Consider the following 25,835-nt stretch of genomic DNA (forward strand, 5'->3'; position numbering starts at 1 on the left):
GGCTTTGGTGGGAGCTCAAAGTTCCTTGTTGACCCATTAATTATGGTTACTTAATAGGAAGTAATAAACAGATGGGTTTTTACTAAGTTGTTCCTGTTTTTGTCTTTTATCGCTACTTTTTGACTGATGTGTTTTATAATGGGCTTAATCAGGAAGGGTTGTTTCTAAAAAGGTTCATTATTTGTCTGATCTAAACATGATGCGTTACTACACAAGGCTAGATTCGTTTGAGCCTAACCTCTCACATTCGGTTACCTTAACTGAGGTCGCAGATAAGCTGTTCACCAGTTTACGCCATGCACGAACGTTGTTAGGCAAGATGCATCAGGCTGAATGGGTAATTTGGGAGCCAAAAGTCGGTAGGAATCAGCGTTCAAATTTGACTTTGCTCTTTAGTAATCAACAGCTGACTCAACACGTTGCCGGTAAACTGATAGAGCAGGGTAAGTACGAAAAAGCGCTCTCACTTTTAGACAATGACCGCGCTGTATTTGGTTCTCTCCTTCAAGAAACCTCTGGCGCGACGATGCGTGAAGGATTGCTTCACGTTCAATTGACCTATAAGCGTAAGTTTGAAGACCTGTTCCCACATCATATTCACCGCAGTAGCGAACGCTTTTTGATCAGGCAAGTGTTCAGTTGCTTAGTCACTTGTAATGGTAAGGGCGAGTTGAAGCCTGAACTGGCACACCATTGGGAATATGATGCTGAAAAATTGGTTTGGACTTTCTATTTGCGCCCCGGCCTAACCTTTCACGATGAGCAACCCGTCGACGCCAAGCAACTCGTTTCATTGTTCTCAGCCTTACAAACCTTACCTTTCTATCAGACAGAGCTAGCCCATGTTGCTTCGGTTTACAGTGAACAGCCGTTAAGGATCAGCTTCCAATTGACCAAAGCAGACACTGGCTTCGCGGGCTTATTGGCTGGCGTTAAGTATTCGATTCAACCCGCAGCGCGAGTCACCCATGAACCGTCTCCATTAAACTCGGTGTCACATGCAGTTATTGGTACCGGTCCATTTAAAGTGGTTGAGACCAATAATGAACGGATCAAGCTCGCGGCATTTGAGCTCTATTATGGTTGTCGTTCTTTGACTGATGAAGTGACCATCTGGCAGTTTGAGGAGTCAATGACGGGCAGTGCTCGTTTCGATGACAGCCAAATGCAGGTGTCACCTTATGAAGATTCTTCTTGTTTCCATCAGCTAGGGAAAAGCGATACGGAGCTTGTTTCAGCAGACACAGACGGCCTTCGTAGCCGAGTCGAAGATGGGTGCTTGTTTATCCTGTTCAATCAGAATTCAGCGGCAACTCCGCTTAATAATGAGCAGCGAAAATACCTTTCAGAACTGACCAACCCACAAGCTATTTTATCTCAGCTGGAAAAAAACAAGGGTTTGTTCAGTGTCTCTTTAGCTCAAAACATACTGCCAAGTTGGAAGAAATTGTATCGAACGCCTTCGAAAGAAGCACAACTGCCGAAAAAGATGAGTATTGCAGTTTACGACTATTATGCGTTGTACCGATGTGCCATCTGCGTTTCAGACATATTGAAACGATATGGTGTGGAAGTTGAGGTGAACACCTACAGTTTTCGAGAATTGGCGCAGCTCTCTCAGAGTGGTGAGTTAAAGGAGGATCTGGTGTTGTGTAACCTGAATCTCGATGATAATGCCCCGTCTTCGCTGTTTTCGTGGATGATGAATGATCCTGTTTTGCACTCTGCTTTGGGAGAGGTGAACAGTGATTGGCTCAAGCAGCGCTTGGATAGTCATAAAGCATCCGTTGAACTGCCTAATTACTTGGCAGAGTTGGAGCCCGTTGCATCCACGTTGATTTCTGATTATTGGCTAGTGCCTATGTTCCATCACCTACAAACAGTTCGTTTCCAAGGCATTTTGAAAAACGTCGCCATCACAAACTGGGGATGGCCAGACTTCAAGAATGTATGGTCTGCTGATTAACCTTTCTTTCTTACTAACTAAATAACTGAGTTAGCTCGTTTTCAAAGTCGGTTTTTCCAAAATCGACTTTGGCATGCTCATGTCTAGATAAATGAAGAATTACACTGATTGGTTTACTTTTTGATTTTGGTATGTAAACTAACCAGTATAGTTTTTTCGTTGGGATAGACTCAATGATTAAAAAGATACCAATGAAAAAATATCTATTACCGATTTTAGGAGTACTTGCCGTGGTCGCTATCGTAAGCACAGGTTCACAATCAAACGACAATCTAGATAAGCTTCCAAAGAAGTTTGCTAACAGTGAGTTGGAATACAAATCGGGTATGTCTGATATTTTTTCAATCTTGAAAGCATACGTGACTGTGGAAAGAAACGAGCCCGTGCCGCGCGCTGCATTGCCTTTGATTCCAATGACAGCTGAGCAATTGATCGAAGAACAAGACGACGTTGCTTACCGTTTAGGTCACTCAAGCGTGATGATGAAACTGGATGGGAAACTAGTGATGACTGACCCTGTGTTCAGTGATCGTGCATCACCGGTGCAATGGATGGGACCAAAGCGTTTTCATCCGACACCAATCACACTGCAAGACTTACCCGATATTGATGTGGTGGTGATCAGCCACGATCACTACGACCATTTAGATAAAGGCGCCGTTAAGGTGCTCGCCGACAAAGTGGGTACGTTCCTAGTGCCACTAAGAGTGGGCGCACTGTTGGAAAAGTGGGGCGTGGATAAAGAGAAGATCATCGAATTGAACTGGTGGGAATCGGCAACGGCCTCAGACATTGAGTTCACGTTAACGCCGACACAGCATTTCTCTGGGCGTGGCTTACTTGATCGTGACCAAACACTGTGGGGTAGCTGGGTTATTAACGCTTCCGACAAAAAAGTCTTCTTTAGCGGTGACTCCGGTTACTTCAGCGGCTTTAAAGAGATTGGCGACCGCTTCGGGCCGTTTGATTTAACCATGGTTGAAACGGGCGCGTATAACTCTCTTTGGGCGGATATTCATATGTTCCCAGAGCAGAGCGTTCAGGCCCACATTGACCTGCAAGGTAAGGTGATGATGCCAATCCACAACAGTACCTTCGACCTTTCTATGCACGATTGGCAAGATCCAATGGAACAAGCTCTGGCGATTAGCAAAGAGCGAGATGTGCAAATGGTAAGCCCTGTGATGGGTGAACGTTTGGTGATCTCAGAGCCTGGACCTGTTCAAGCCTGGTGGAAACTGGCATTGAATTAGAGCTGTAACTAATTAGAACGGGCATCTAATTAACACTCTCTTCTAAGTGAGAAGTAGTCATGCTGCTAATCTATATAAAGCCAGTTGATACAAAAAACGCCACCGATCATTCGATTCGGTGGCGTTTTTTCGTTTTATTTTGAAGATCAGCTTTCTAAGTTCTGCGCCATTTTCTTCGCAATTTTTCTGAATTGTTCTAACTCGTCTTCGGCCATGCCTTTGGTCATTCTCTTCAGCATGTCTCGATCGATATCCGAGACCTTACTCATGATCTCTTGACCCTTATCAGTCAGAACCAATAACTGGCTGCGCTTGTCTTCCGGGTTCGGAGACTTCTTCACAAGTTCCTGATTGATCAAGGCATTAATGAGCCGAGTGACCTGTGCTTTATCACGATCTAGGAAGTGTGCGATATCGATAGCGGTACATGGAGACTTCTTGGTAATGATCTTCATGACACGAATGTTCATTGGTGCGATCTCTGAGTCCAAGCTCTCAATCTGCTCGCTCATTTGACGTTTCAAAGAGTGCACTAAACGAAAGATAGATTCTAGCGATGTGTTATCAGACATAAACGATCCTTAGAAATGTAGTTGACAATGTCAACTGCTTTATTTATAGTTGACATTATCAACTTAATTGTTCGTAAATTCAAGACAGGAAATAGATATGACGATTCAAGCAGCACTAACGCCAACTCTTCCTGAGCAAAAAGGCACACCGGTTTTATACAAAATTTTGGTCATGATGAGCTTAATGCTGACGATTGGCGGCAGTTTAACGGCCGTGATGACTTACATGAATGTCGGATTCGGTGAGGCATTCATCGGCAACTGGCTCTCTTCGTTAGCCCTAGTTGTCGTAATTATGATGCCAATGGGTGTGGCAATGATGACTTTGGTTACTAAGTTGGTCGCCAAGGTATTACCCAATTACGGCGAGAAAGCTCGCAACCTAATCGTGGGATTGATTATGGCTTTTATCATGGAGTCCATCATGGCATTTGTAACAGCGGTAAATAATATTGGATTTTCGGATACATCGGCGTTTACCAGTGGATGGTTTAATGGATTTATTGCCGCGCTTCCTGTTGGCCTTACGATCATGGTCGTAATGTCGATGACGGTTAAACCTAAGCTAGAACGATTCATGAAGAGCTAGCCAAAACATTTCACAGCATTGTAGGAGATCCACGTGAAAGCATTCACAGGCAAACACAATAACTACCGTATTACTATTGAAGAAGTGAACATCAAAGAAGATCGTGAACTGCAAACCATGCAGTTTGAAATTGAAGACAGAGAAAACATGTTCGCGATTGTTGAGAAGATCAAACAAGACAGCGGCTTAGACGAGCAATCTGCAGCGCGACTCGGGGTGAGCATCCGCTTACTTGGCCCAATGATGATGCAAGATAGAAAGCACCCTCTGTTTGTTGATTTCATGCCTCACTTCAGAAACTTCATGCAGAATCTGAAGAAGACGTTGAAAGGGCAGTAAAGCCTAATCATCAGTAATACATCGAAAAGCCAGCAACCAACTTACTGGCTTTTTTTACATTTAAATCAAAATAGTTTCAGTTGTTTGCGTCTAGAATATGCGAAAATTGAGGACTAAATTTTCGGTGTTGCACCGTTGTTTAATTGTCTATTCAAGCTTCAAGAAATCCGATATTATACTGGTCATAAAACTAAAGGTGGTATTATATGACAAATGTATTTAGGCAAGCAGCTGAAGAACTGCTAAGTCGCCGCGTTGCGGGAACCAAAGCACCAAGATTGGACGAACAGTACCGTCCGAATAACTTGGAAGATGCGCTAAAGATCCAATCATCAATGATCGATCTCAAGAGCGACAAGGTCGGTGGTTGGAAGTGTTTGCTTCCTTTGGCTGAAGACAAGTTCATTGTTGCGCCAATCTTCTCGGGCAGCGTTCAACAAGGCGAGGTTTGCGAACTGTTTGCTGACAACGAAGTAGTACGTGTTGAGCCTGAAATTGCATTTACGCTTGCTAAGAGCTTGCCTGCAAGCCAAGAAGGTTACAGCGAAGAGCAAATCAACGAAGCGATTGGCTCTTGCCATATGGCACTTGAGTTAATGCAATCTCGTTTTGCGGATGACAGCGGCGCTGAGTTCTACGAAAAGCTTGCTGATGGCCTAGTAAACCAAGGTCTGTTCATTGGCCCTGAGATTGACCGCGAAAAAGCGTTCACTTCTGCTGAGATCAACATTGAAGTGACCCAAGGCGAACAAGTTCAAGCATTCGCAGGTAAGCACCCAAATACATTACCGCCAAGCCCAATCTACTGGCTGATTAACTACATGACTCGTCGTGGCGTAGATTTCCAAGCAGGTGAAGCAATCATCACGGGCTCATACTGCGGTATCGTGGAGGTGGGCTTCGATAAGCCAACGACCTTCCACTACGAAGGCATTGGCGAATACCAAGTGACGTTCAAGCAGAAACGCTAACTTCTAGCGGCGCACTATCTGTTATCGAAGGCTGTTTACTGATGAGTAAATAGCCTTTTCTACTTTCTGGAGCAATAAGAGTCTAATACGACTCTTATTTTAGTGCTCGTTACCATTAAAACGAGTGAATGCGAAATTTAACTACTTCTAAAACCTAGTTACTACCAAAACACAGATACTTAATATCCATGTATTCATCGATGCCTTCTTTTGCGCCTTCACGGCCAATACCTGATTGCTTAACACCACCGAAAGGGGCGACTTCGGTAGAGATCAATCCATCATTGATGCCGACCATTCCGTACTCAAGCGCTTCTGCGATTTTCCATACACGGTGGATATTCTGGCTATAGAAGTATGATGCTAAACCGTAAATTGTATCGTTGGCCATCTCGATGAGCTCTTCGTCGGTATCGAATTGCATCACGGGTGCGACTGGGCCAAAAATCTCTTGTTGAACGATGTCCATGCTGTGTTTTACATCTTTAAGAACAACGGACTGAAGGAAGAGTCCATCAAGTTGTTGAAGTGGCGTCACAGGTTTAGCACCTTGTTCAATAGCTCGGTTTATCAATCCTTGGATGTTTTGCTTAGCACCTTCATTGATAACAGGGCCAACCGTTACGCCTTCGTCCAAACCGTTTCCAATTTTAAGCAGCTGTACTGCTTGGTCGAACTTAGCCACAAACTCATCGTGTACTTTACTGTGAACATAGAAACGGTTTGCACAGACACATGTTTGTCCCGCATTACGGAATTTCGATGCCATTGCGCCTTGAACGGCCGCGTCGATATCGGCATCGTCAAACACAATAAAAGGTGCGTTGCCACCGAGCTCCATTGAGGTGCGCTTGATGCCTTGTGCGGCTTGAGCCATCAAGATACTGCCCACTCGAGTCGAGCCTGTGAAAGAGATTTTTTTGATCAGTGGATGAGAAGTGAATAGGGTGCCAACTTGCTCAGGGCTTTCACCGAGTACGACTTGAAGTAGGTCCTTGGGGATGCCGGCTTGATAAGCGAGCTCAACCACGGCAAACGCAGAAAGCGGTGTTTCATCTGACGGCTTCACGACAAAGCTACAACCCGCGGCTAAGGCAGGTGCGGCTTTACGCGTGATCATCGCCGTTGGAAAGTTCCATGGGGTAATGGCACAAGCCACTCCAATAGGTTGCTTGATCGTAACTAAGCGTTTGCCCGCGACTGTACTCGGGATTGAATCGCCATAGGTTCGCTTCGCTTCTTCGGCGAACCACTCTATAAAACTCGCACCATAAACGATCTCGCCCTTTGCTTCGGCTAACGGTTTGCCTTGTTCAATCGTCATTAGCCGAGCAAGATCATCTTTGTTTTCGAGGATCAGCTGATGCCAGCGATGAAGTAATGCGGCGCGAGATTTAGCAGGTACTTGAGCCCACTCTTTTTGTGCTATGTGAGCGCGTTCGATAGCACTTGTTAATTCAGACTCAGATAAAATAGGTGCGTGCCCTACGAGTTCCCCAGTTGCCGGGTTTGTTACCGAAACAGCGTTTGTTGGTTCTGTCACCATAAAAGAGAGTAAGTGCTTGTTGTTAATGTTTAGCATCGTGTTTCCTTTGTCGTGATTACTTAAGTATGTTGCTGTTTATGATAAATGCGGGCGTTAAAATGATTTCGACCAAACATCGTTTGGCCGAATACCGTTTAGCCGAATACAGTGACAACGGGGCAACAGGCTTCAATATGTACTTAAAGCCAGATCCTACAGTTAAGCTGAAATTATCAAAACTAACCCCAATTATCAGATTCTATTTTTGCGAGCGCTTTTGCCGCTTTTTGAAGCGCTGGTAAGAATTTAATCGCTTCATCTGGTCTTAATCGAATGACAGGTGCTTGTATTGCGAGGCCGAGGTTTGATTGACCCGTAGATGACGGAATCAGCACGGCGATACAGACTAATCCCGGCAAAAACTCTTCGTCATCAATTGCAAAACCTTGGATTTTCGCTTCTTCGATGTCTTTCTCTAATGTCGAATAGTCGGTAATGGTATTTAAGGTGTATTGAGTTAATGGCACGTTTTCAATCAGTCTTCGACGCTGTGACTTAGACATGTGCGCTAAAAACAATTTCCCGCTTGCTGAACAATGCACTGGGACGCGAGAGCCTGGGTGTAGGTGAAAACGAAGGGGGGCTTCAGTTTCTGCACGATCAAGATAGATGATCTCGCCACTTGATAGCGCCGTTAGGTTACAGCTTTCGCCGACTTCTGCTCTCAGGTTTTCAAGGATAGTGCGTCGAGCGCTGTGCATGGTGCTATTCAACAGTAGGTTTTCGGCAAGCTTTCTGAGTCGAATACCTGAGCTGTAGTGCTTCTCATCGCCGTCTCTTTGAATGATGCCTGCTGCTTCTAACTGCTGAAGCATTCGGTGCAGCGTAGGTTTTGGCAGTCCAGTTTCTTCGACTAATCCTTGAAGAGAAATAAACTCGTCTTTTTGCGCTATCACCTCTAATAGTGCAAAAAGTCGGAGAGTCGGTGTATCCCCTTGAACTGGTGGTGTTTCTGTTTGCATATAATGATCCATCCTTGCGATATGTCTATGCCTAAGAGTGTACATACCAAATCATTATTCTTCAATTATCTGAATAAAATTTGACCTTTTTTATTATTCCAATAATATAAATATAAATTATGGAACAATTGATCTCAATAAATGGAATTTAAGATGAAGGCGATTGAACGGATTATTGATAAGGCTCACTTAGATCGTAAGCGAGTGGTTTTGAGTGAAGCTGAGGACCCGCGAGTACTAGCAGCCGCAAGAATGGCGATAGACAAACAGCTCGCTCACATCACCCTAGTAGGGGATGAACCAGCGATCATCGCTGCTGCAGAATTACATCACATTGATCTTGTAGGCATTCATATTGTTTCCCCACAGGCGTCATCACTCAAAGAAGTGCTCGCTGAGCGGTTGTATACGCTAAGAAAAGCGAAAGGTATGACTTACGATGACGCGTTAGAGTTGGTTCTAGACCCACTCGTTTTTGCCAATTTGATGGTCAGAGAGGGGCTGGTCGATGGCACAGTTAATGGCGCAGTTTACACAACGTCAGATGTTGTGCGGGCCGCGCTACAAATCATCGGGCCAGCACCAGACAGCGAACTGGTGTCCAGTTTCTTTTTGATGATGCTGTGTGAGCCTTTCCATAATCTAAAGGGTGGGTTGATTTTTAGCGATTGCGGTTTGGTGATTGATCCCAATGAAGCGGAATTAGCATCCATTGCGGTTGCCGCATCGAAAAGTGCCCAAACGTTACTGATGGAGCAACCTAAGGTGGCGATGCTTTCTTTTTCTACCAACGGCAGTGCTAAGCATGAATCGGTCGATAAGGTTCGTAACGCGGCTCAACTCGTGAAACAGCGTTGTCCCGGAATCGCCGTCGATCAGGATGTTCAACTCGATGCCGCGATTGTCACTGAGATTGCCGCGAAGAAGCTGCCAGATTCAGAGGTGAAAGGTCAATCGAACGTGTTGATATTCCCCAATTTAGAAGCCGGTAATATTGGTTATAAGCTTGCGGAAAGATTAGGCGGGGCAGTTGCGATTGGTCCACTGTTACAAGGGTTGAATCAACCTGCGAATGACTTATCAAGAGGGTGTAACGCACAAGACATCTTTAATGTGATCGCGGTGACCGCGGTACAAGCGCAGCAAGGAAAAACAGCAAATTCAAAGACTGACGTGGCGGCTGATTCTGAAAAAAGAGATGAATCGACATTTGATTTTAGATACTAAAATCTAGCTCCTGAAGCTGATACTCACATTTAAATCAACCCCCAAACAACCTAATTAGGATAGCTAATGGAGTTACCTGTTTTACTCGCCATTCTTACCACTATTGCGGTAGGTACCTATTTTCAAACTGTCACTGGATTTGGCCTCGGTATCATCGTGATTGGTTTAACGGTTAGCCTCAATCTGGTTTCCTTACCCGTTATAGCCGCTGTGGTCAGTATTGTGACCTTGTTCAATTGCTTGGTCGCATTGATGGGTAAGCCACTGCTTGGGGAACTCAAGATTCTGGTGGTGTTGGTCATCGGTATTATTCCCGGCGTTTCGATGGGGGTGTACTTGCTGGACGAGTTAAGCGATTCGGCAACGCATATTCTTCGAGGACTATTGGGTGCGATGGTGCTATTCGCAGGTTTGAGTTTTATGTTCAAACCCAAAACCAGAAAGGATCGCTCGACAACCGTATCTTTCCTTGTCTCAGGCTTTAGCTCTGGGTTAGCGGGTGGGTTGTTTGGGATGGCAGGTCCACCGATTGTTTATCATCTTTATCGGCAGCCTTTTACGCTCGATCTGGTGCGAAGCACACTGCTGATGGTTTTCGCTTGTACGTCGATGTCGCGTACTGTCAATGTCTACGCTGCAGGCGACATGGAACAGAGCATACTGTGGTTATCTGCTATTGCTGTTCCCTTGGTAGCGCTTGTCACGATGTTTGCTCGACGTTTCCCACCGCCGTTGTCTAATGATCAACTCAGAAAGTTAGTGTTTATTGTGTTGATGTTGATTGGTGGGTACTTGATGGGGGTCTCTGTATGGTCGTTGTTTTTGGCTTAGAACGTTTTCTTTATCAAAATTATCTTTGAAGGAGGAGGGCTTGATTCTCGTTTAATGCTTGATGACACCCTCCTCACTGACACGTCAGCGCTTTAGCATCTCAAAGATGTTCCTACATAGCCCGAACAAGCAGCTCTCTTGTACGTCCAAGGTAATGTTGTTGCGGTAATATGGGCTCAAATCTACTCCCATCCCCACGCCATGAATCTCAATTCCGTTTTTGATCGACTCACGTTCAATCACTTGTTTGAGGTGGTTATCCAAATAGAACTGATCGTTGGCGGTGCTGGTGGCGGTATCCATTGGACAGCCGTCTGAGAACACGATCAAAACCTTTCGTTGAGCAGTGTGCTGTTGCAACCGCTGGCTAGCGAACTGCACCGCTTCGCCATCAATCCCTTCTTTAAAGACGTCTGCTTTACGAAGACTCGCAATGCCAAGGCGAGATCGTCTCCAATGCGTATCAAAACCCTTAAACACGATGTGCCGAACTTCGTTCAAGCGGCCTGGGTGCTTTGGTTGGCCTTGTTTAAGCCACTGTCGATAGACCTTGCCACCGTTCCAGTTGTTGGTAGTGAAGCCAATGATCTCAAATGGGATATCAGCCAATCCAACGGATTTGAGAATCGTATCCATCAACAAACTTAACTTGTGACTGTGCTTTTGCATAGAACCTGAACAATCCATCAAAAACGTGATGGCACATTGATGAGATGCGCCGATGTCAGGTTGATAAAAGACAGTGCGATCTAATGGCGAAGTGATGAGCTTGGTTATGGTAGTGGCGTTAACAATGCCTTCTTCTAAATGGTCCTGACGTCGGTTCCTTTGTGGCGTGGCGACAAAGCTGGTGAGCATAGCGGCTAAACGGCGAGTGTTTACTTGTCTCGCCATGATGTCATCGGTGAGCTTTTGTCTCAGTTCGAGTAATAGGGCGCGCCTGACGAGTTTGTCTGCGGCGATGACTTGATCAAATTCTGAATTAAAGACCTGATAATTCGCGCCCGACAACTCGAAGACCTTGCTACTGCCCGTGATGTCAGTATCGACGTCTTGATCTTGAATGTCTCCATCAACGATAAGGGCAAGCTGCGCAAGGATTTTTATGTCTTCTTCAACGGTTGGCGTAGCCGAGCTATCGCTCTCTTGCTCTTGGTCGATGAGCTCTTGTGCAAGGGCTGCCAACTCGTTGGCGCAGTGTGCAAACTGTTGTTGGTCGGTTCTATGTTGTTTTAAGCGCTTCAGGCTATGCCCAAAAGTAGGCACGATGCCGGCGCGAGTCGACTCGATGGTTTCAGCAATGGGTTCAGACACCGGAACGCCAGTTAAGCGTGTGTGGATGACTTGCATCAGTGTAAACAGCAACATGCCTATTCGTGATTCGGTAAAGCCATTTTGATGATATTGGCCGCTCCAATACGCAAAGTTGAATTGGATGCTGGTGGTCACGCCTTTTAGATAAGGCGGGACTTGAGATTCAATTCGGACCTGTTCGCAGAAGTCGTAAAGTAGACGTTCTATTTCGTTTTGAGGGCGTAGTGAATAGTGGAGGTCAGCGTCTGAAAGCAATAATCGCAGTGCCGATGAATCGATCTTGCCCTGCATCGATAGCTTGCTGTTTTTTAGCTCGTGGCGAGACACAAAGGTGAGATCGTTAGTATGTGCGGACTGGTAATAACAGGGTCTATTACCTTTATAAAGACGTTCTCCTCGATAGTTCAGATTGAGTTCGCCACTGATTGCTCTGGCGACAGACACACCAATATCGAGGATCTTTTTCTGCTGAGAAGAAACATTGGCCATGGTTTACGACTCCGAGTGCGAATAGTTTTGAGTATGCGTTTCCAAGGCTTCACCAAAGCAACGGAAATAGTATTCGCTAACCAGTTCTTTCTCTTCGTCTTCACAGCGATTCAAGAATGACAACCTAAATGCCGTCGCTACATCGTCGAATATTTGGATGTTTTCAGCCCAAGTGAGCACTGTTCGCGGAGACATCACAGTCGAAAGGTCGCCAGCCCGAAACCCGTTACGCGTTAATCCTGCGGTTGCGATCATTTTCTCGACCAGTTGTCGGCCACTTTCATTATTCAGCTCTGGAAGCTTAGATAACACGATTTTGGTTTCATGTTGTGGGTCTAAATAGTTGAGCGTGGCGATGATGTTCCATCTATCTAACTGACTGTGGTTAAGCACTTGAGTACCCGAATACAAACCTGAAAAGTTACCCAAGCCAAGCGTGTTGCAGGTAGCAAACAGGCGGAAAGAAGGGTGAGGTGTGATCACTCGGTTTTGCTCTAAAGAGGTGTACTTTCCGTCTTGCTCTAATAACTGCTGAATCACAAACATCACGTCAGGGCGACCAGCGTCGTACTCATCTAATACCAGTGCGATGGGTTGTTGAATGCTTTGCGGAAGAATACCTTCTTGAAACTCAGTCACCTGCATTCCGTCTTTAATGACGATGCTGTCTTTACCAATGAAATCCAAGCGACTTAAGTGTCCGTCTAGGTTGATCCTCAAGCATGGCCAGTTCAATCTCGCGGCGATTTGTTCAATGTGAGATGACTTGCCCGTTCCGTGTGTGCCTTGAATCAGCGTGCGACGATTGGAGGTGAACCCTGCCAATATAGCCAGCGTCACTTCAGGATCAAAACAGTAATTTGGGTCGACTTTCGGCACATATTCACCTGGATGTTCAAATGCCATCACCGTTAGGTTGCTGTCTATGCCAAAGCGTTCTTTCACACTTACCGGTTGCGTTGGTACCAATTCCGCCTCTTTCATCATATTTCCCTTTATATAGCTCATCACTTGTCGCTGCTATCGCGATATGTCATCGATTATTAACAGCTCCGGTTAAGTTAACGGCACCTTTTGTACGAAAAACTACCAATAATGTGATCCAGTTTTATTAATTAGAATGAATTGTTCCAATTTAATATAAAAAGTTGACGCGCAAAAATTCTACTACTAAGGTGAAAATGAATTCGAAAAAGAGACAATTCATTCCGAAAAATGAAATTTTGGTTAACTCAAGGAGAATGGAAGAATGAGCGAGCAAGAAAAACGTACGGTTGTTTCCGGCACAGTAACAATGACACCATCAGAAGCGTTCGTTGAAACTATGGTTGCTAATGATGTTACCGATATGTTCGGCATCATGGGGTCGGCATTTATGGACGCAATGGATATCTTTGCTCCTGCTGGCATTCGATTGGTCCCAGTAGTACACGAGCAAGGCGCTGCCCACATGGCAGATGGTTACTCTCGTGTATCGGGTCGCCACGGTGTAGTCATCGGGCAAAATGGCCCGGGTATCAGTAACTGTGTAACAGCAATTGCAGCTGCGTTCTGGGCACATAGCCCGGTCGTAATTGTGACGCCAGAGACAGGCACTAAAACAATGGGCTTAGGTGGTTTCCAAGAATGTAACCAGCTTCCAATGTTCCAAGAGTTCACTAAGTATCAAGGACACGTAACGCACCCAGATCGTATGGCGGAATACACAGGCCGATGCTTCGACCGTGCGATGAGTGAAATGGGTCCAACTCAACTGAATATTCCACGTGACTATTTCTACGGTGAAACACAAACCGAGATCCCTAAACCCGCGCGCTTAGACCGTGGTCCAGGTGGTGAAAAATCTCTAAATGAAGCGGCAGACTTGATAGCTGAAGCGAAGTTCCCAGTCATCATTTCTGGTGGCGGCGTGGTCATGGCAGATGCAGTTCAAGAGTGTGCGGCATTAGCAGAAAGACTGGGTGCTCCTGTTGTGAACAGCTACCTACACAATGACTCTTTCCCTGCTAGTCACCCATTATGGTGTGGTCCTTTAGGCTACCAAGGTTCGAAAGCAGCAATGAAATTGATGGCTCAAGCGGATGTGGTTATCGCTTTGGGTACACGTCTTGGTCCATTTGGTACCTTGCCTCAACATGGCATGGACTACTGGCCGAAGAACGCGAAAATCATTCAGATTGATGCAGACAACAAGATGCTTGGTCTGGTTAAGAAGATTTCGGTTGGTATCTGTGGTGATGCAAAAGCAGCAGCGGTTGCTCTATCTGAAAGATTGGAAGGCCGCGCACTGTTGTGTGATGACAACAAAGGCGCTCGCCAAGATACCGTCGCTACAGAGAAAGCACTTTGGGAAAAAGAGCTTGATGAGTGGACACACGAACGTGACTCGTTCAGCTTAGATATGATTGAGGAAAACTCACACGAGACTCCGTTCTCTGGTGGCGAATATCTACACCCACGTCAAGTATTGCGTGAACTAGAAAAAGCGATGCCTGAAGACGTAATGGTCTCGACGGATATCGGTAACATCAACTCAGTGGCAAACAGCTATTTACGCTTTGAGAAACCACGTAGCTTCTTTGCTGCAATGAGTTTCGGTAACTGTGGTTACGCATTCCCGACCATCATTGGTGCGAAAGCAGCGGCACCTCATCGTCCCGCTATTTCATATGCAGGCGACGGTGCGTGGGGCATGAGCCTGATGGAAACCATGACATGTGTTCGCCATAACATTCCAGTGACAGCCGTGGTATTCCACAACCGTCAATGGGGTGCAGAGAAGAAGAACCAAGTCGACTTCTACAACCGACGCTTTGTTGCCGGTGAACTTGAAAACCAAAGCTTTGCAGAGATTGCACGAGCAATGGGTGCTGAAGGTATCACGGTTGATAAGCTTGAAGATGTAGGTCCAACCTTGCAAAAAGCCATCGACATGCAGATGAACGAAGGCAAAACAACCATCATTGAAATCATGTGTACTCAGGAGTTGGGCGACCCGTTCCGCCGAGATGCACTATCAACACCGGTTCGTTTCCTAGATAAATACAAAGATTACGTATAAGTCATAGGAAGTTTGTCCGGCCACAGAAATCTCGAGAGTGTTAGAGAAAGTGCTATCGAGAATGTGGTCGGGCAATACCAACGGGTATTGGCAAAGGACTTAGGTGAAGAACGTAAACGCTTAGTTCAATAATTTCCAGTTAAACATTAGAACACTAATTAAATGTTCATTAGGAAAATAAGTGGTTATAGCTATATAAACTTTGTTACTCGTTATTATTAATCGACCATTAACTCATAGCTACTTAGTGAATGGTTCTAATGCTGATACTTGTTTATGAATATATATACTTATTATCATTTTAGAAGAAAATAAAATAACGACACTCGTTGACTATTGGTCAATCGTTATTATTGGTTGATTTTTATCATCGATTGATAGGGTTGTTGATATTTGGATTTTACCGGATTTAAATTAAGTGAATCGTAGTATGCATGTTGTGAAAAATAAACATTATATAAGCTCACTCGAAGAGCTGTATAAAATAATCGATTCACTTATTACAGAGTGTAGTGGGCATCGTGGTTTGATTTATAACGTGTGTGACTATGAGAATAATAACCTGATGCCAAGCTTAGGTCGCTCAAATCGAAAGAATATTCGCCGTGTCGAACAAGAGCTTCTTTCGACCGTGAGAGTTTATGGCGGGCATTCGTTGAGTGCACACGAGATAAACGATTGGTTATTGATGTGTTTAGCCAAGAAACAGGGGTTTCCAACCCGTTTACTTGAGTGGACAGATAACCTGGTCAATGCGTTGTGGTCTGTGTGTCATAGCCAAAGCAAAGACTGTATCAATATTATTAAAGCCATTGATTATCATAAGGTTAGTGTTTTTAACTCACCATGTGACCTGAATAGAACTCAGATATTCAATGTGGCTGATTGTGATCAGCAAGAGCAACGAAAGGATAAGTGGTATTCCATTCACCCATTTAAGGAAGGTGGCAATGATGCCATTCAGCCTTTGTACGATGAGAAAGAATATTCAAACGGTCTAGTGTCCGTTCATATTCTTCCATCAGCGAAAGTAAACCTGATAAAGGAATTAACCTCCATGAATGTTTTAAATGAACCGACAGAATATATTGAAGAGAAACTGGCTGATTTGAAAAATGAAGCCCATGTAGATAACAATCAAGCAATTAATAAAGGTGAGGGTAATATCGAATTACAAGTTAATACTCATGATCGCCAGCTTGAGCAGTATGGCCGAAAGTACCATCAAGATTTTGACTTCGACTAAAGTCTAATATTTCTACTGATTTTATTTAGAGCTCATATAAATCTAGTGATTACGAGATAAATAAAATTAGAACACCAATTAATTTATAAAAAGATGAAATCTGTGAGCTTAAAGATTGTTTATAAAGTAACTCGAAGTTAGAGTGGCGAATCTTGTTATCAAATTGTTAAATTTTCACAGATCTAGTTTAAACACTCTAATAAAAAAGTGGCGCAAAGCTACTGAAATTTAAACCAATAACGAAAACATAAAGGATTCTGGAATATGAATATGCAAACCAATGCAACGACATTCGTGCTGGAAAACCAAGTCGACACCGCCTTTTTACAGTCTTTTAGTGATGCATGGAATAACCATGATATTGAAGCGCTAATGTCGTTTATGACCGAAGACTGTGTCTTCCACACCGTGGCAGGAGAAGGCGAACTTGGCAACACTATCGAAGGGTACGAAGCCGTTCGCAATAGCTTTGAATTGGTTTGGCAGAACTTTCCAGATGCAGCCTGGAGCGACCCTGTCCACTTTGTGTGTGGCGACCGCGCGGTAAGCGAATCAACGTTCTCTGCGACTAACCCTGATGGCACTGTCATCGAAGCTCGTATGGTTGATGTGTTTACCCTGAAAGATGGAAAAATCAGCGTAAAAAATGCCTTCCGTAAAACACGACCTCTTTTGACTCCCAGCAATACTCCCAAGAGCTAGACACGAAATCGCAACCCGTTCACGTGTTATGACTAGGAGAGTCGAATTATGAGTTTAGTAATGGAACAACCGGCAGCCGATGTGCCGCCAAAGGTGAAAAGCACCCAAGCAAAAGAAAGCACCCAAGCACAAGATAAATACGATCCAAAATACGATCCACTTAAAGACAAGAGCCCAGGTCACGGTAAGGAATACGCCCCGACTTATTGGGTAGATACCGCAGGTGCACCACCTGAAGATGATGGCCCAATTACATCGGATATGGATGTCGATGTGGCGATAATCGGTTCAGGCTACACAGGCCTAAGTACCGCGATACACCTTGCTGAAATGTACGGTATTAAAGCGATTGTGATTGAAGCTAACCGTATGAGTTGGGGCTGCAGTACCCGAAATGGTGGTCAGGCTCAGTGTGCGTCAGGACGTTTGAAGCGTTCTCAGTGGATTGAACGCTGGGGACTAGAAACCGCGCTAAAAATGCACCGCGAATGCATCGATGGCATGAACACGTTTAAGTCTCTAATCAAAGACATTGATTGTGACCCGCAGCCGGGCGGCCACTTATACGTTGCCCATCGTCCCAAAGTGATGGCAACACTTGAAAAAGAAGCCAAGTTGCTGCGTGACACCTTCGATTACGACGCGCAGATCTTAGATGCGGAAACCGTAAAGCGTGATTACGTTGGTGACCAAGAAGCGGCAGGCGCAATGCATGAGCCAGAAGGTATTGGCATCCATGCAGGGAAACTGGCGTTTGGTTATCTAAGAAAGGCGAGAGCACTCGGCGTAAAAGTTCACCCCGCAAGCCCTGTGATGGGTTGGGAAACACGTAATGGTGTGCATTACCTAAAAACACCAGGTGGTGTGGTTAAGGCTCGCTCTGTTGGTGTTTGTACCGGTGGTTACACAAGCCAAGGTTTGCATTCAGAGCTTAAGAATCGCCTATTACCTGTACTTTCTAACTCGATGGTGACACGTCCGTTAACTCAAGACGAAATTGCCGCGTGTAACTTCAAAACCAATCAGGTGATTACTGACACCAGAATTTTGCGTCATTACTACCGTTTGTTACCCGATAACCGAGTGCAGATCGGTACACGCAGTGCCATCAGTGGCAAGAATGCACCTGAAAAGAAATACGAAGACATGTTGAGAGCGGATTTAACCCGAAAATTCCCTTCTCTCGATCAGATCAAAATCGATTATTCATGGTGGGGGTGGGTAGATGTTAGCCACGACATGATGCCAAGAATCTATCAGCCGAATCCAAAGCAATCCATATTCTACGCACTAGGGTATGGCGGCAATGGTGTGATGTACTCCGCTCAAGCAGGCAAGCGCCTTGCCCAGTGGATCGCAGGTGAAGGTCATAAGCTTGACTTGCCAATATTTGAATCAAAACTTCCGTTCCCCAACGTGAGGGAAGTGGTGGAATCTGAGATGTTTGCACCATTTCGAAGAGTAGGGCAACAGTTCCTTTATCAGTGGTATTCGTTAAAGGATGAAGTGCTTTAACTACTCGAACATTGTTTCCAAAATAGGGAAATAGAACTACGACCAGGAAAGTTGTACCAGGTCACCTTGTGAGCAAAGTACAGGCAGGAAGTCTGTATGATATGAAAGGTTAAGACTATGAAATTTATTAAAAATAAAATTATTGCTGGCGTCACAATTGTAGCAACAGCGATGTTATCTCATACCGCGGCAGCAGCAAATTTTAAAATGGCTATCGGCGATGCTGCTGGTGGTACTCAATGGGAATTAGCGACATCATTTTCTGAATTGATGGAGCAAAAAACAGACGGTAAAGTCAAAATTGACCTGTTCCCGAATGGTCAATTGGGCAATGAGCAAGACACCGTCAACGACGCGGCAATCGGCCTTCTCGACTTCTCTGTATTGGCGATCAACAACGTGACGCCTTTCTCTCCAACGGTTGGTCTATTGACCATGCCTTACGTCATTCAAAGTGCAGAAGAAGCGGTGCTATTAACTCAAGGCCAAGTAGGTCAAGACCTTGTCGATAACACGATTCGTGATGCAGGTGTTCGCATCGTAGGTTGGGCTTATTCTGGTTTTAGGGTTCTGACTAACTCTAAAAAATCAGTCGCTTCGCCAGCAGACCTAAAAGGGTTAGTGATCCGCGTCCCTCGTAACGAAATTATGATTGCTTCGTACCAAGCATGGGGTGTAAACCCAACACCAATGGCATGGTCAGAGACATTTACTGGCCTGCAGCAAGGTGTGGTTGATGGTCAAGACAACCCATACATCACTGTTCATGCGATGAAGTTCAATGAAGTACAAAAGTACGTAACAAACCTGCGTTACATCTTCTCACTTGAGCCGTTAATCGTCAGTGAAACGGTCTTCCAACAACAGACACCTGAGATGCAAAAGATCATTCTTGAAGCGGGTCAGGAAGCAACAGAACACAGCTTTGCTTATCTAGAGAATACTGAAAACAAGATCCGTGAAGAGCTACAAGCAAAAGGCATGGTATTCACAGACCCAGCAGACAATGAGAAAGAGTGGATCAGCAAGGTAACGAAATCAGTTTGGCCTAAGTTCTATTCAAGCATTGGTGGCAAAGACAAGCTAGACGACGTTCTTGAGTTACTAGGTAGAAAGTAACGATTAGATACGCCCTATCTGCTGTTCTCCGCTACTTAATCACCTAGCGATAGAACAGTGAGATAGGGCATTTACATGGCTTTACTCGTTGATCTGTTTAGTACCTGATCTGCTCAGTACCGCGAGCGACTGGTTGTCATGTGGAAATCAACATTGGAGGTTATATGTCAGTCGCTAAAACTATAAAAAAGCATCTTAACAACATCGAGGAATATACCTGTTGTCTGTTGCTAGCAAGCTTTGTCTTATTACTGTTCACACAAATCCTTACTCGTCAGCTTTTTGATTACTCCATACCTTGGGGTGATGAAGTCGCGACTTACATGTTCGTTTGGTTTGCCTATCTAGGCGCCGTTGTGGCGGCCAAAATGTCGGCGCATAACCGAGTCAGTTTTCACTTCAAGTTCTTCCCTCCGATTGTTCAGACCATCTGTGAAACCATCGCTGACTTCTTATGGTTGCTGTTCAACGGTTACTTTGTCTATCTCAGTTACGATTTCGTGTTCAACAAAATGAACCTGTTCTGGAAATCTCAAACGACAGGCATCCCAATGAAGTACTTCTATATGATTTTGCCTATCGCGTTTTCGTTGATGATGATTCGAATTATTTGGAACAACTACGAGCGTTTGTTTAAAGGCGCTAAGAACGAAGATCCAGAAGTCAAAGAACTGCGAAAAATGACGGCACAAAAGTCATCACAGTAGTCGTCACAGAGAATAGCCGTAATAGAGAGATGTAATAATGGAATCCTATTTAACTCTAATTTTATTTGGTGGCTTCTTAACCCTGTTAATTCTGGGTGCACCAATCACAGTATCACTGGCCGGCGCTTCAATGGCGGCCTATATGTTGCTCGACAAAAATCCCATCGCTTTAGTACAAATCGCGTTTACTTCGGTAGGTAATTTCCCGTTAATGGCGCTGCCGGCTTTTGTTCTTGCTGGCGCATTAATGGAGGCGGCGGGTATCTCCAAACGTCTGGTGGATATTGCAGAGAGCTTAGCCGGACCCGTGACGGGTGGCCTTGGCGCTGCAACGGTAATGGCCTGCCTTTTCTTTGGAGCTATATCAGGTTCAGGCCCAGCCACCACCGCTGCGGTTGGTATGTTGATGGTACCAGCAATGGTTAAGCGAGATTACGATAAGAGCTACGCCTCCGCGGTGACTGCCGCTTCAGGGGGATTGGGTATCATTATTCCGCCATCCATCCCGCTAGTTATTTTCGGCATCTCCGCTATGGGATTAATGGCACCGCCAGAGGCCATTGCTCAACACGGACAGTTTGCCTCTTTATCTATTCCAAAACTGTTTGTTGCTGGGGTTGTGCCGGGTTTCATTATGGCGTCGACGCTAGTGGTCACTAACTACTTTATTGCTAAACGTGAAGGTTACAAAGGGCTGACTGAAAACTGGTCATTTGGCGAAGTAAGACACTCTTTACGTCGTGGTATTTGGTCGATACTGGCTCCGTTTTTGATTCTCGGGGGCATCTACAGTGGCATGTTCACACCAACAGAATCAGCGGTTGTGGCTATCTTCTATTCACTGTTTGTCGGGGTGTTTATTCACCGAGAGTTATCGTTCAAAAGCACGATTAAATCATTGTCGACAACGACATGGATCACCGGACGTGTGTTGCTGATTCTATTCGCGGCAACGGTATTTGGTCGCTTGTTAATCGAACAAAAAATTCCAGTAGTGGTGGCGGAGTCACTGTTAGGGTTCACTGACAATATGTACATGGTGTGGGCACTGACTATTGTGTTACTGCTTTTCGTTGGCATGTTTATGGAAACGTTAGCCGCGATCATGATTATCGTACCGGTCTTGCTGCCAATCATGTACATGCTAGGCGCAGATCCAACCCACGTAGGTATTGTGGTGGTGTGTACGTTATCGATAGGTTTTGCTACACCGCCGCTCGGTGAAAATATCTTTGTCGCCTCGGGAATAGGCGGGGCCACGGTTGAACAGATCACCGCGAAGATACATCCCTTTGTGCTTGCATCCGTCATTGGCGTGTTCGTTATCGCTTTCTTCCCACAAATTACGCTTTGGCTACCGTCCTTAGTAGGCTATTAGGAGAAGTCACTATGAATATATCAAGAATTATCCTTATTAGTTGTGCCGTATTTGCAGTGATCAGTGGCATTGGACTACGTGCCGAACATTCAGAAACAGCAAAAGAAAACGAGCCAGTTAATGTGCTCGATATTTCAGAGCCACATGTCGTCAGCGATGCTGAAAGAAGAGCCAAAACCCTGCTTGCTAAAGCGGTTGTCCATGTACAAAAGGATGGCGATGAGAGTGTCAAAGACTTCATGAGTGATGCCGAATATATAGACGGTGAGCTCTATGTGTTTGCTCTTGGTATTGATGGCCAATTCCTTGCCAGTGGCGGCTCTTCAATGGTGTTGGTGGGCGACAGTGTTTTGGATACTCAAGACGTTTACGGTAATCCCTTTTTCCGTGAAATGATCACTAAGGCTGTGCACAACGGGTTTGGCGAAGTTCAGTACCATTGGACTAATCCGACTGACCGCATGGGCGAGCCTAAAACCACTTTCTTTGAACGTGTGGGTGATGTGATTGTTGCCGTGGGGTATTACCCAGAACGCTCTAGTGCAACAGAAGCTAAGCGATTATTGGCGAGAGCGATGGCCGCGATAGTGGAATCAGAGCAGGACAGTCTCGCCGAGTTCAATGATACCGAAGGCAGCTTTGTTGAGGGAGACTTGTATGTGTTCGTGATGGATATGAGCTCTGGAAAGCTGCTCGCGCACGGTGTATCCCCTGAGCTTGTTGGGCGTTCACACAACGAAATCCTAAGCCCTGACGATAAGCCAATTCTCACTGAGATGTTAAACCTAGCGAAAGAAAATGGGCGAGGCGTTTATACCTATCAATGGTTAAACCCGCTGTCGAGCAAAGTGGAAACCAAGCACACTTACTATCGAGTGATCGACAATAAGCTGGTTGGTGTTGGTTATTACACAAATTCAAACAACACGTAAAAGTGTTTCTACTGAGCCCTCAACCCAGTTAGATAAAGGGCTGGGGGCTCAAAATACCGGTTTGTGTAAAAAAGCAATTTAGTAAAATTAACACTGTGAAATTTTTGTTGTGAAATTGTTTCTAAAATACAAGTAGTATGAAATACATGGAAGCAACACAGTAAAGAACAATTTTGAAAAGGGTCAATCAGGATTTTTGACCTACATGAAATTCAAAGCCGTAAGAGGGAAAGACTATGAATATGCTGACACTAGACAGAACAGAACTTCACAGAAACCATTCAACATTTATTGCTGAAGCTGTCTTTGCCGTAGAAATGGTGAAAGCAGACAAGCAGCTCGAAAAACAAAAAATGGCGAAACAGTTGCTTGATACTCTATTTCCTCTTGAGGCTGGTTCACACGAAGACGCAGTGAGCTATGAGATTGACTACCGACATGTTCAGGTTTACTTCAAAAATGGCGAACATACTGGCCTAAAACGAGCGAAGCACTTTGTTGCTTTCACCGGCGATAAGTCTAAACCTTCAGCAATCCTATTTCGTGATGAAAGCGGTACACACGTTGAAGTGACAATCGGTGCTCGTAAAGGCACTGGCTACTTAGAATTGGTTGATATTCAAGATATCCAGTTAGAGACATGCACCACGTTTGGCCAAACTGAGGCGAGCCGTTCTTCTGGCATCCGTCACTGGGTGAGCTTAGTGAAAGGCGATGAAAGCGGTCGACCGAACGCTTCAAGTGAAGATAAAGAGTTCACGGCAAAAAATGGCGAAGACTATAACCTAGGTTTTTGCTTCGCGATCTAATGTGCTGTCTTTGAAATGTACTGTCTTTGAAATGTACAGTGCTGCTCTGCTAGACGTAGCACTGACATTTGAATACTGATTTCTCTTTTACCTTTGGTAATTTCCCCGCCCCTATAGCGGGGCTTTTTTGTTAGAGCTATAAATAAATTAGGCTGTGGTTCATTTTATCTTTAGAAAGTTTGAATGAGATTTTACGGTGCGCTATTTTAATTTAAAGTGCTGTATTTAAAGATTTTTATTTGTTTATTTCATTCTGTTTTTATTGGTTTAACTATCACTATTGACGGTGGTTTGGGTGACTATTGAGCTAAAAATCAGTCAAAATGCTTTGAGCTGTGCTATAATCCGCGCCTTGGGATTGAGCCAATAAGTCCATTTGTCACCAATCATTGTGATTTTTATCGCCTTTTTATTTAGGTGGTTCGGCGAGCCAATCAAGTAGTAATTGGATATGGAGAGCGTCCTTATATTCGTTGATTCGGATATGCGAACATCATAATTTATGAGTTTTAAATCAAAAAAATACAGTATTGATTCTACTGACTATCAAGTTGGTCAAGACAACGTCAGTAAATGGGGCATGGATGTCCATAACACAGTTTTCGTAGCCTCAGTAGGCTTATCTCTTCTCTTCATCATCACTCTTCTTGCTCTTCCTCCTGCAGATGCTAAAGCTGCTATTGATTCTATTAAGGGTGCTGTTTTATCAAAGTTTGACTTCCTCTTTATGTGGGGAGCTAACATCATGCTAGCGTTTGCCGTTGTTCTCGCGTTTTCACCTTTGGGTAAAATTCGTCTAGGTGGTGAAGACGCGACGGCGGATTACTCCATGTCATCTTGGATAGCAATGCTATTCGCAGCGGGTATGGGTATAGGACTTATTTTTTGGGGTGTTGCAGAGCCAACCGCGTTCTTCACGAACTGGTTCGGAACGCCACTCGGTGCAGAACCATTTACAGAAGCAGGCCGTGAACTGGCACTCGGTGCGACACTGTTCCACTGGGGTTTTCATGCATGGGCTATCTATGGCATGACGGCGCTTTGTCTAGCGTACTTTGTTTACAACAAAGGCTTACCGCTATCAATGCGTTCTGTGTTTTACCCAATACTGGGTGAACGAGTTTGGGGTAAAACAGGTGATGTGATCGACGTACTAACGGTACTGGTTACTCTGTTTGGCCTTGCGACTTCATTAGGCCTAGGTGGTACGCAGGCAGCAAGTGGTATTAGCCACGTGTTTGGCTTGGAAAACAACATCTACCTTCAGCAATCTATTATCGTTTTGATTATGGGCTTGGCGATCATCTCTGTTATGCGTGGCATGGACGGTGGTGTTAAGTTCCTAAGTAACCTGAACATGGTTATTGCGTTCGTATTCCTTGGTCTTATCGCTGTTCTGAACTTCACAACCGTGCTTGATTCTGTGGCAACGGCGGTGACGGGTTATGCGAATAACATCGTAGCGTTGAGCCAAAGCTCTGGTCGTGAAGACACAACATGGCTGCATGGCTGGACTGTGTTCTACTGGGCATGGTGGGTTGCGTATGCACCTTTCTTCGGCATGTTTGTAGCGCGTATTTCTAAAGGCCGTACGGTTCGTGAGTTTTTACTTTGCGTACTGATTATCCCAACATTGGTAACGTCGGCTTGGATGGCTATCTTCGGCGGCGTGGCTATCGAGCAGGTGATTAATCATGTAGGGCAACTTGGTCTCGACCAAGGCATCACAGACGTGTCTCTAAGCTTGTTCTACATGCTAGATGCTTACTCGTTCGGTAGTATTCTGTCGGTTCTCGCAGTCGCGCTGATCATCGTGTTCTTCGTTACAACGCTAGACTCAGGCTCTATCGTTATCGATGGCATGACAGCGGGTGGTAAGCTTGAAGTTCCTGTTAAACAGAAAGTTGTTTGGGCGGTTATCTCAGGTGCTATTGCAATGGTGATGCTGTGGATTGGTGGTACTCAATCTATCCAAGCTCTGCAATCGATCACGATCATTGCTGCATTGCCGTTTACGATCATTCTTCTGATTGGTTGTTTCAGCTTGTTGAAAGGTCTACTGACTGAAGTAGATAAAGGACAAGAAAACGTTAGCGAAACCGCTAAATAAAGTAATCAAGTATGGGGAGTAGATAGTTCTCTAGTTACTCCTTATTAAGTATTATTTCAAAGCTCTCTTGTACTGTGTGCAAGGGAGCTTTTTTATGCCCAAGAAGAAATCAAAGACAAGCAGATAAGACAAAAAAGAGCCACAAGTGAATCGTCACT

General features: G+C 44.9%; 22 protein-coding genes. 17 read left to right on the forward strand and 5 right to left on the reverse strand.

Features of this window, described 5'->3' with window-relative positions:
* Positions 1-181: 181 nt before the first annotated feature.
* Together NX845_RS11355 and NX845_RS11360 are read left to right on the forward strand one after the other, a co-directional pair.
* Complete coding sequence (locus tag NX845_RS11355; protein ID WP_260256830.1) at positions 182-1,966, forward strand: SgrR family transcriptional regulator; 1,785 nt, start codon at positions 182-184, stop codon at positions 1,964-1,966.
* Positions 1,967-2,157: 191 nt separating this feature from the next.
* Positions 2,158-3,219, forward strand: coding sequence for an MBL fold metallo-hydrolase (locus tag NX845_RS11360; protein WP_260256832.1), 1,062 nt, complete (start codon positions 2,158-2,160; stop codon positions 3,217-3,219).
* Between the two features lie 146 nt (positions 3,220-3,365).
* Here the strand turns inward: NX845_RS11360 and NX845_RS11365 are convergent, their stop codons facing one another.
* Complete coding sequence (locus NX845_RS11365; RefSeq protein ID WP_017060573.1) at positions 3,366-3,791, reverse strand: MarR family winged helix-turn-helix transcriptional regulator; 426 nt, start codon at positions 3,789-3,791, stop codon at positions 3,366-3,368.
* A gap of 97 nt (positions 3,792-3,888) precedes the next feature.
* On the opposite strand from NX845_RS11365, the gene NX845_RS11370 reads away from it, so the two are divergent.
* The 3 genes from NX845_RS11370 (at position 3,889) to NX845_RS11380 (ending at position 5,690) form a co-directional block, all read left to right on the forward strand.
* Positions 3,889-4,380: a DUF2798 domain-containing protein gene (locus NX845_RS11370; protein ID WP_260256834.1), complete on the forward strand. Its 492-nt coding sequence runs from the start codon at positions 3,889-3,891 to the stop codon at positions 4,378-4,380.
* Between the two features lie 33 nt (positions 4,381-4,413).
* Positions 4,414-4,719 carry a DUF3861 domain-containing protein gene (locus tag NX845_RS11375; protein ID WP_102482081.1) on the forward strand — a complete coding sequence of 102 codons (306 nt, stop codon included), beginning with the start codon at positions 4,414-4,416 and terminating at the stop codon, positions 4,717-4,719.
* A 206-nt stretch (positions 4,720-4,925) separates the two neighbouring features.
* Complete coding sequence (locus NX845_RS11380) at positions 4,926-5,690, forward strand: hydratase (RefSeq protein ID WP_260256835.1); 765 nt, start codon at positions 4,926-4,928, stop codon at positions 5,688-5,690.
* A 154-nt stretch (positions 5,691-5,844) separates the two neighbouring features.
* Here the strand turns inward: NX845_RS11380 and NX845_RS11385 are convergent, their stop codons facing one another.
* Complete coding sequence (locus NX845_RS11385) at positions 5,845-7,272, reverse strand: NAD-dependent succinate-semialdehyde dehydrogenase (RefSeq protein WP_260256837.1); 1,428 nt, start codon at positions 7,270-7,272, stop codon at positions 5,845-5,847.
* A 182-nt stretch (positions 7,273-7,454) separates the two neighbouring features.
* Complete coding sequence (locus tag NX845_RS11390; RefSeq protein WP_054545780.1) at positions 7,455-8,237, reverse strand: IclR family transcriptional regulator; 783 nt, start codon at positions 8,235-8,237, stop codon at positions 7,455-7,457.
* 153 nt (positions 8,238-8,390) lie between these two features.
* On the opposite strand from NX845_RS11390, the gene pta reads away from it, so the two are divergent.
* Both pta and NX845_RS11400 read left to right on the forward strand, forming a co-directional pair.
* Positions 8,391-9,464, forward strand: coding sequence for a phosphate acetyltransferase (gene pta, locus NX845_RS11395; protein ID WP_065681630.1), 1,074 nt, complete (start codon positions 8,391-8,393; stop codon positions 9,462-9,464).
* A gap of 66 nt (positions 9,465-9,530) precedes the next feature.
* Complete coding sequence (locus tag NX845_RS11400; RefSeq protein WP_065681631.1) at positions 9,531-10,295, forward strand: sulfite exporter TauE/SafE family protein; 765 nt, start codon at positions 9,531-9,533, stop codon at positions 10,293-10,295.
* Positions 10,296-10,379: 84 nt separating this feature from the next.
* On the opposite strand, the gene NX845_RS11405 is transcribed toward NX845_RS11400, so the two are convergent.
* Together NX845_RS11405 and NX845_RS11410 are read right to left on the reverse strand one after the other, a co-directional pair.
* The gene (locus NX845_RS11405; protein ID WP_065681632.1) at positions 10,380-12,098 is read right to left on the reverse strand and encodes a cobaltochelatase CobT-related protein; all 1,719 of its coding nucleotides are present in this window, start codon (positions 12,096-12,098) and stop codon (positions 10,380-10,382) included.
* A 3-nt stretch (positions 12,099-12,101) separates the two neighbouring features.
* Complete coding sequence (locus tag NX845_RS11410) at positions 12,102-13,085, reverse strand: AAA family ATPase (RefSeq protein WP_050546460.1); 984 nt, start codon at positions 13,083-13,085, stop codon at positions 12,102-12,104.
* A gap of 262 nt (positions 13,086-13,347) precedes the next feature.
* Here NX845_RS11410 and xsc point away from each other — a divergent pair, with 262 nt between their 5' ends.
* The 10 genes from xsc (at position 13,348) to NX845_RS11460 (ending at position 25,677) form a co-directional block, all read left to right on the forward strand.
* Positions 13,348-15,159, forward strand: a complete 1,812-nt coding sequence (gene xsc / locus NX845_RS11415; protein ID WP_004731917.1) for a sulfoacetaldehyde acetyltransferase — start codon at positions 13,348-13,350, stop codon at positions 15,157-15,159.
* 430 nt (positions 15,160-15,589) lie between these two features.
* Positions 15,590-16,405, forward strand: a complete 816-nt coding sequence (locus NX845_RS11420) for an FRG domain-containing protein (RefSeq protein WP_065681633.1) — start codon at positions 15,590-15,592, stop codon at positions 16,403-16,405.
* Positions 16,406-16,669: 264 nt separating this feature from the next.
* Positions 16,670-17,107: a nuclear transport factor 2 family protein gene (locus NX845_RS11425; RefSeq protein ID WP_016795929.1), complete on the forward strand. Its 438-nt coding sequence runs from the start codon at positions 16,670-16,672 to the stop codon at positions 17,105-17,107.
* Between the two features lie 48 nt (positions 17,108-17,155).
* Positions 17,156-18,622: an FAD-binding oxidoreductase gene (locus NX845_RS11430; RefSeq protein ID WP_065681634.1), complete on the forward strand. Its 1,467-nt coding sequence runs from the start codon at positions 17,156-17,158 to the stop codon at positions 18,620-18,622.
* Positions 18,623-18,739: 117 nt separating this feature from the next.
* Positions 18,740-19,741, forward strand: coding sequence for a TRAP transporter substrate-binding protein (locus NX845_RS11435; protein WP_065681635.1), 1,002 nt, complete (start codon positions 18,740-18,742; stop codon positions 19,739-19,741).
* 164 nt (positions 19,742-19,905) lie between these two features.
* The gene (locus NX845_RS11440; protein WP_065681636.1) at positions 19,906-20,448 is read left to right on the forward strand and encodes a TRAP transporter small permease; all 543 of its coding nucleotides are present in this window, start codon (positions 19,906-19,908) and stop codon (positions 20,446-20,448) included.
* A 37-nt stretch (positions 20,449-20,485) separates the two neighbouring features.
* The gene (locus tag NX845_RS11445; RefSeq protein ID WP_004731904.1) at positions 20,486-21,826 is read left to right on the forward strand and encodes a TRAP transporter large permease; all 1,341 of its coding nucleotides are present in this window, start codon (positions 20,486-20,488) and stop codon (positions 21,824-21,826) included.
* 11 nt (positions 21,827-21,837) lie between these two features.
* Complete coding sequence (locus NX845_RS11450) at positions 21,838-22,758, forward strand: cache domain-containing protein (protein ID WP_065681637.1); 921 nt, start codon at positions 21,838-21,840, stop codon at positions 22,756-22,758.
* Positions 22,759-22,994: 236 nt separating this feature from the next.
* The gene (locus NX845_RS11455; RefSeq protein ID WP_004731899.1) at positions 22,995-23,567 is read left to right on the forward strand and encodes a malate synthase; all 573 of its coding nucleotides are present in this window, start codon (positions 22,995-22,997) and stop codon (positions 23,565-23,567) included.
* Positions 23,568-24,069: 502 nt separating this feature from the next.
* Positions 24,070-25,677 carry a BCCT family transporter gene (locus NX845_RS11460; RefSeq protein WP_004731897.1) on the forward strand — a complete coding sequence of 536 codons (1,608 nt, stop codon included), beginning with the start codon at positions 24,070-24,072 and terminating at the stop codon, positions 25,675-25,677.
* Positions 25,678-25,835: the final 158 nt, after the last annotated feature.

The sequence above is a fragment of the Vibrio sp. NC2 genome (assembly GCF_025195005.1).
Taxonomy (GTDB): Bacteria; Pseudomonadota; Gammaproteobacteria; order Enterobacterales; family Vibrionaceae; genus Vibrio; species Vibrio splendidus.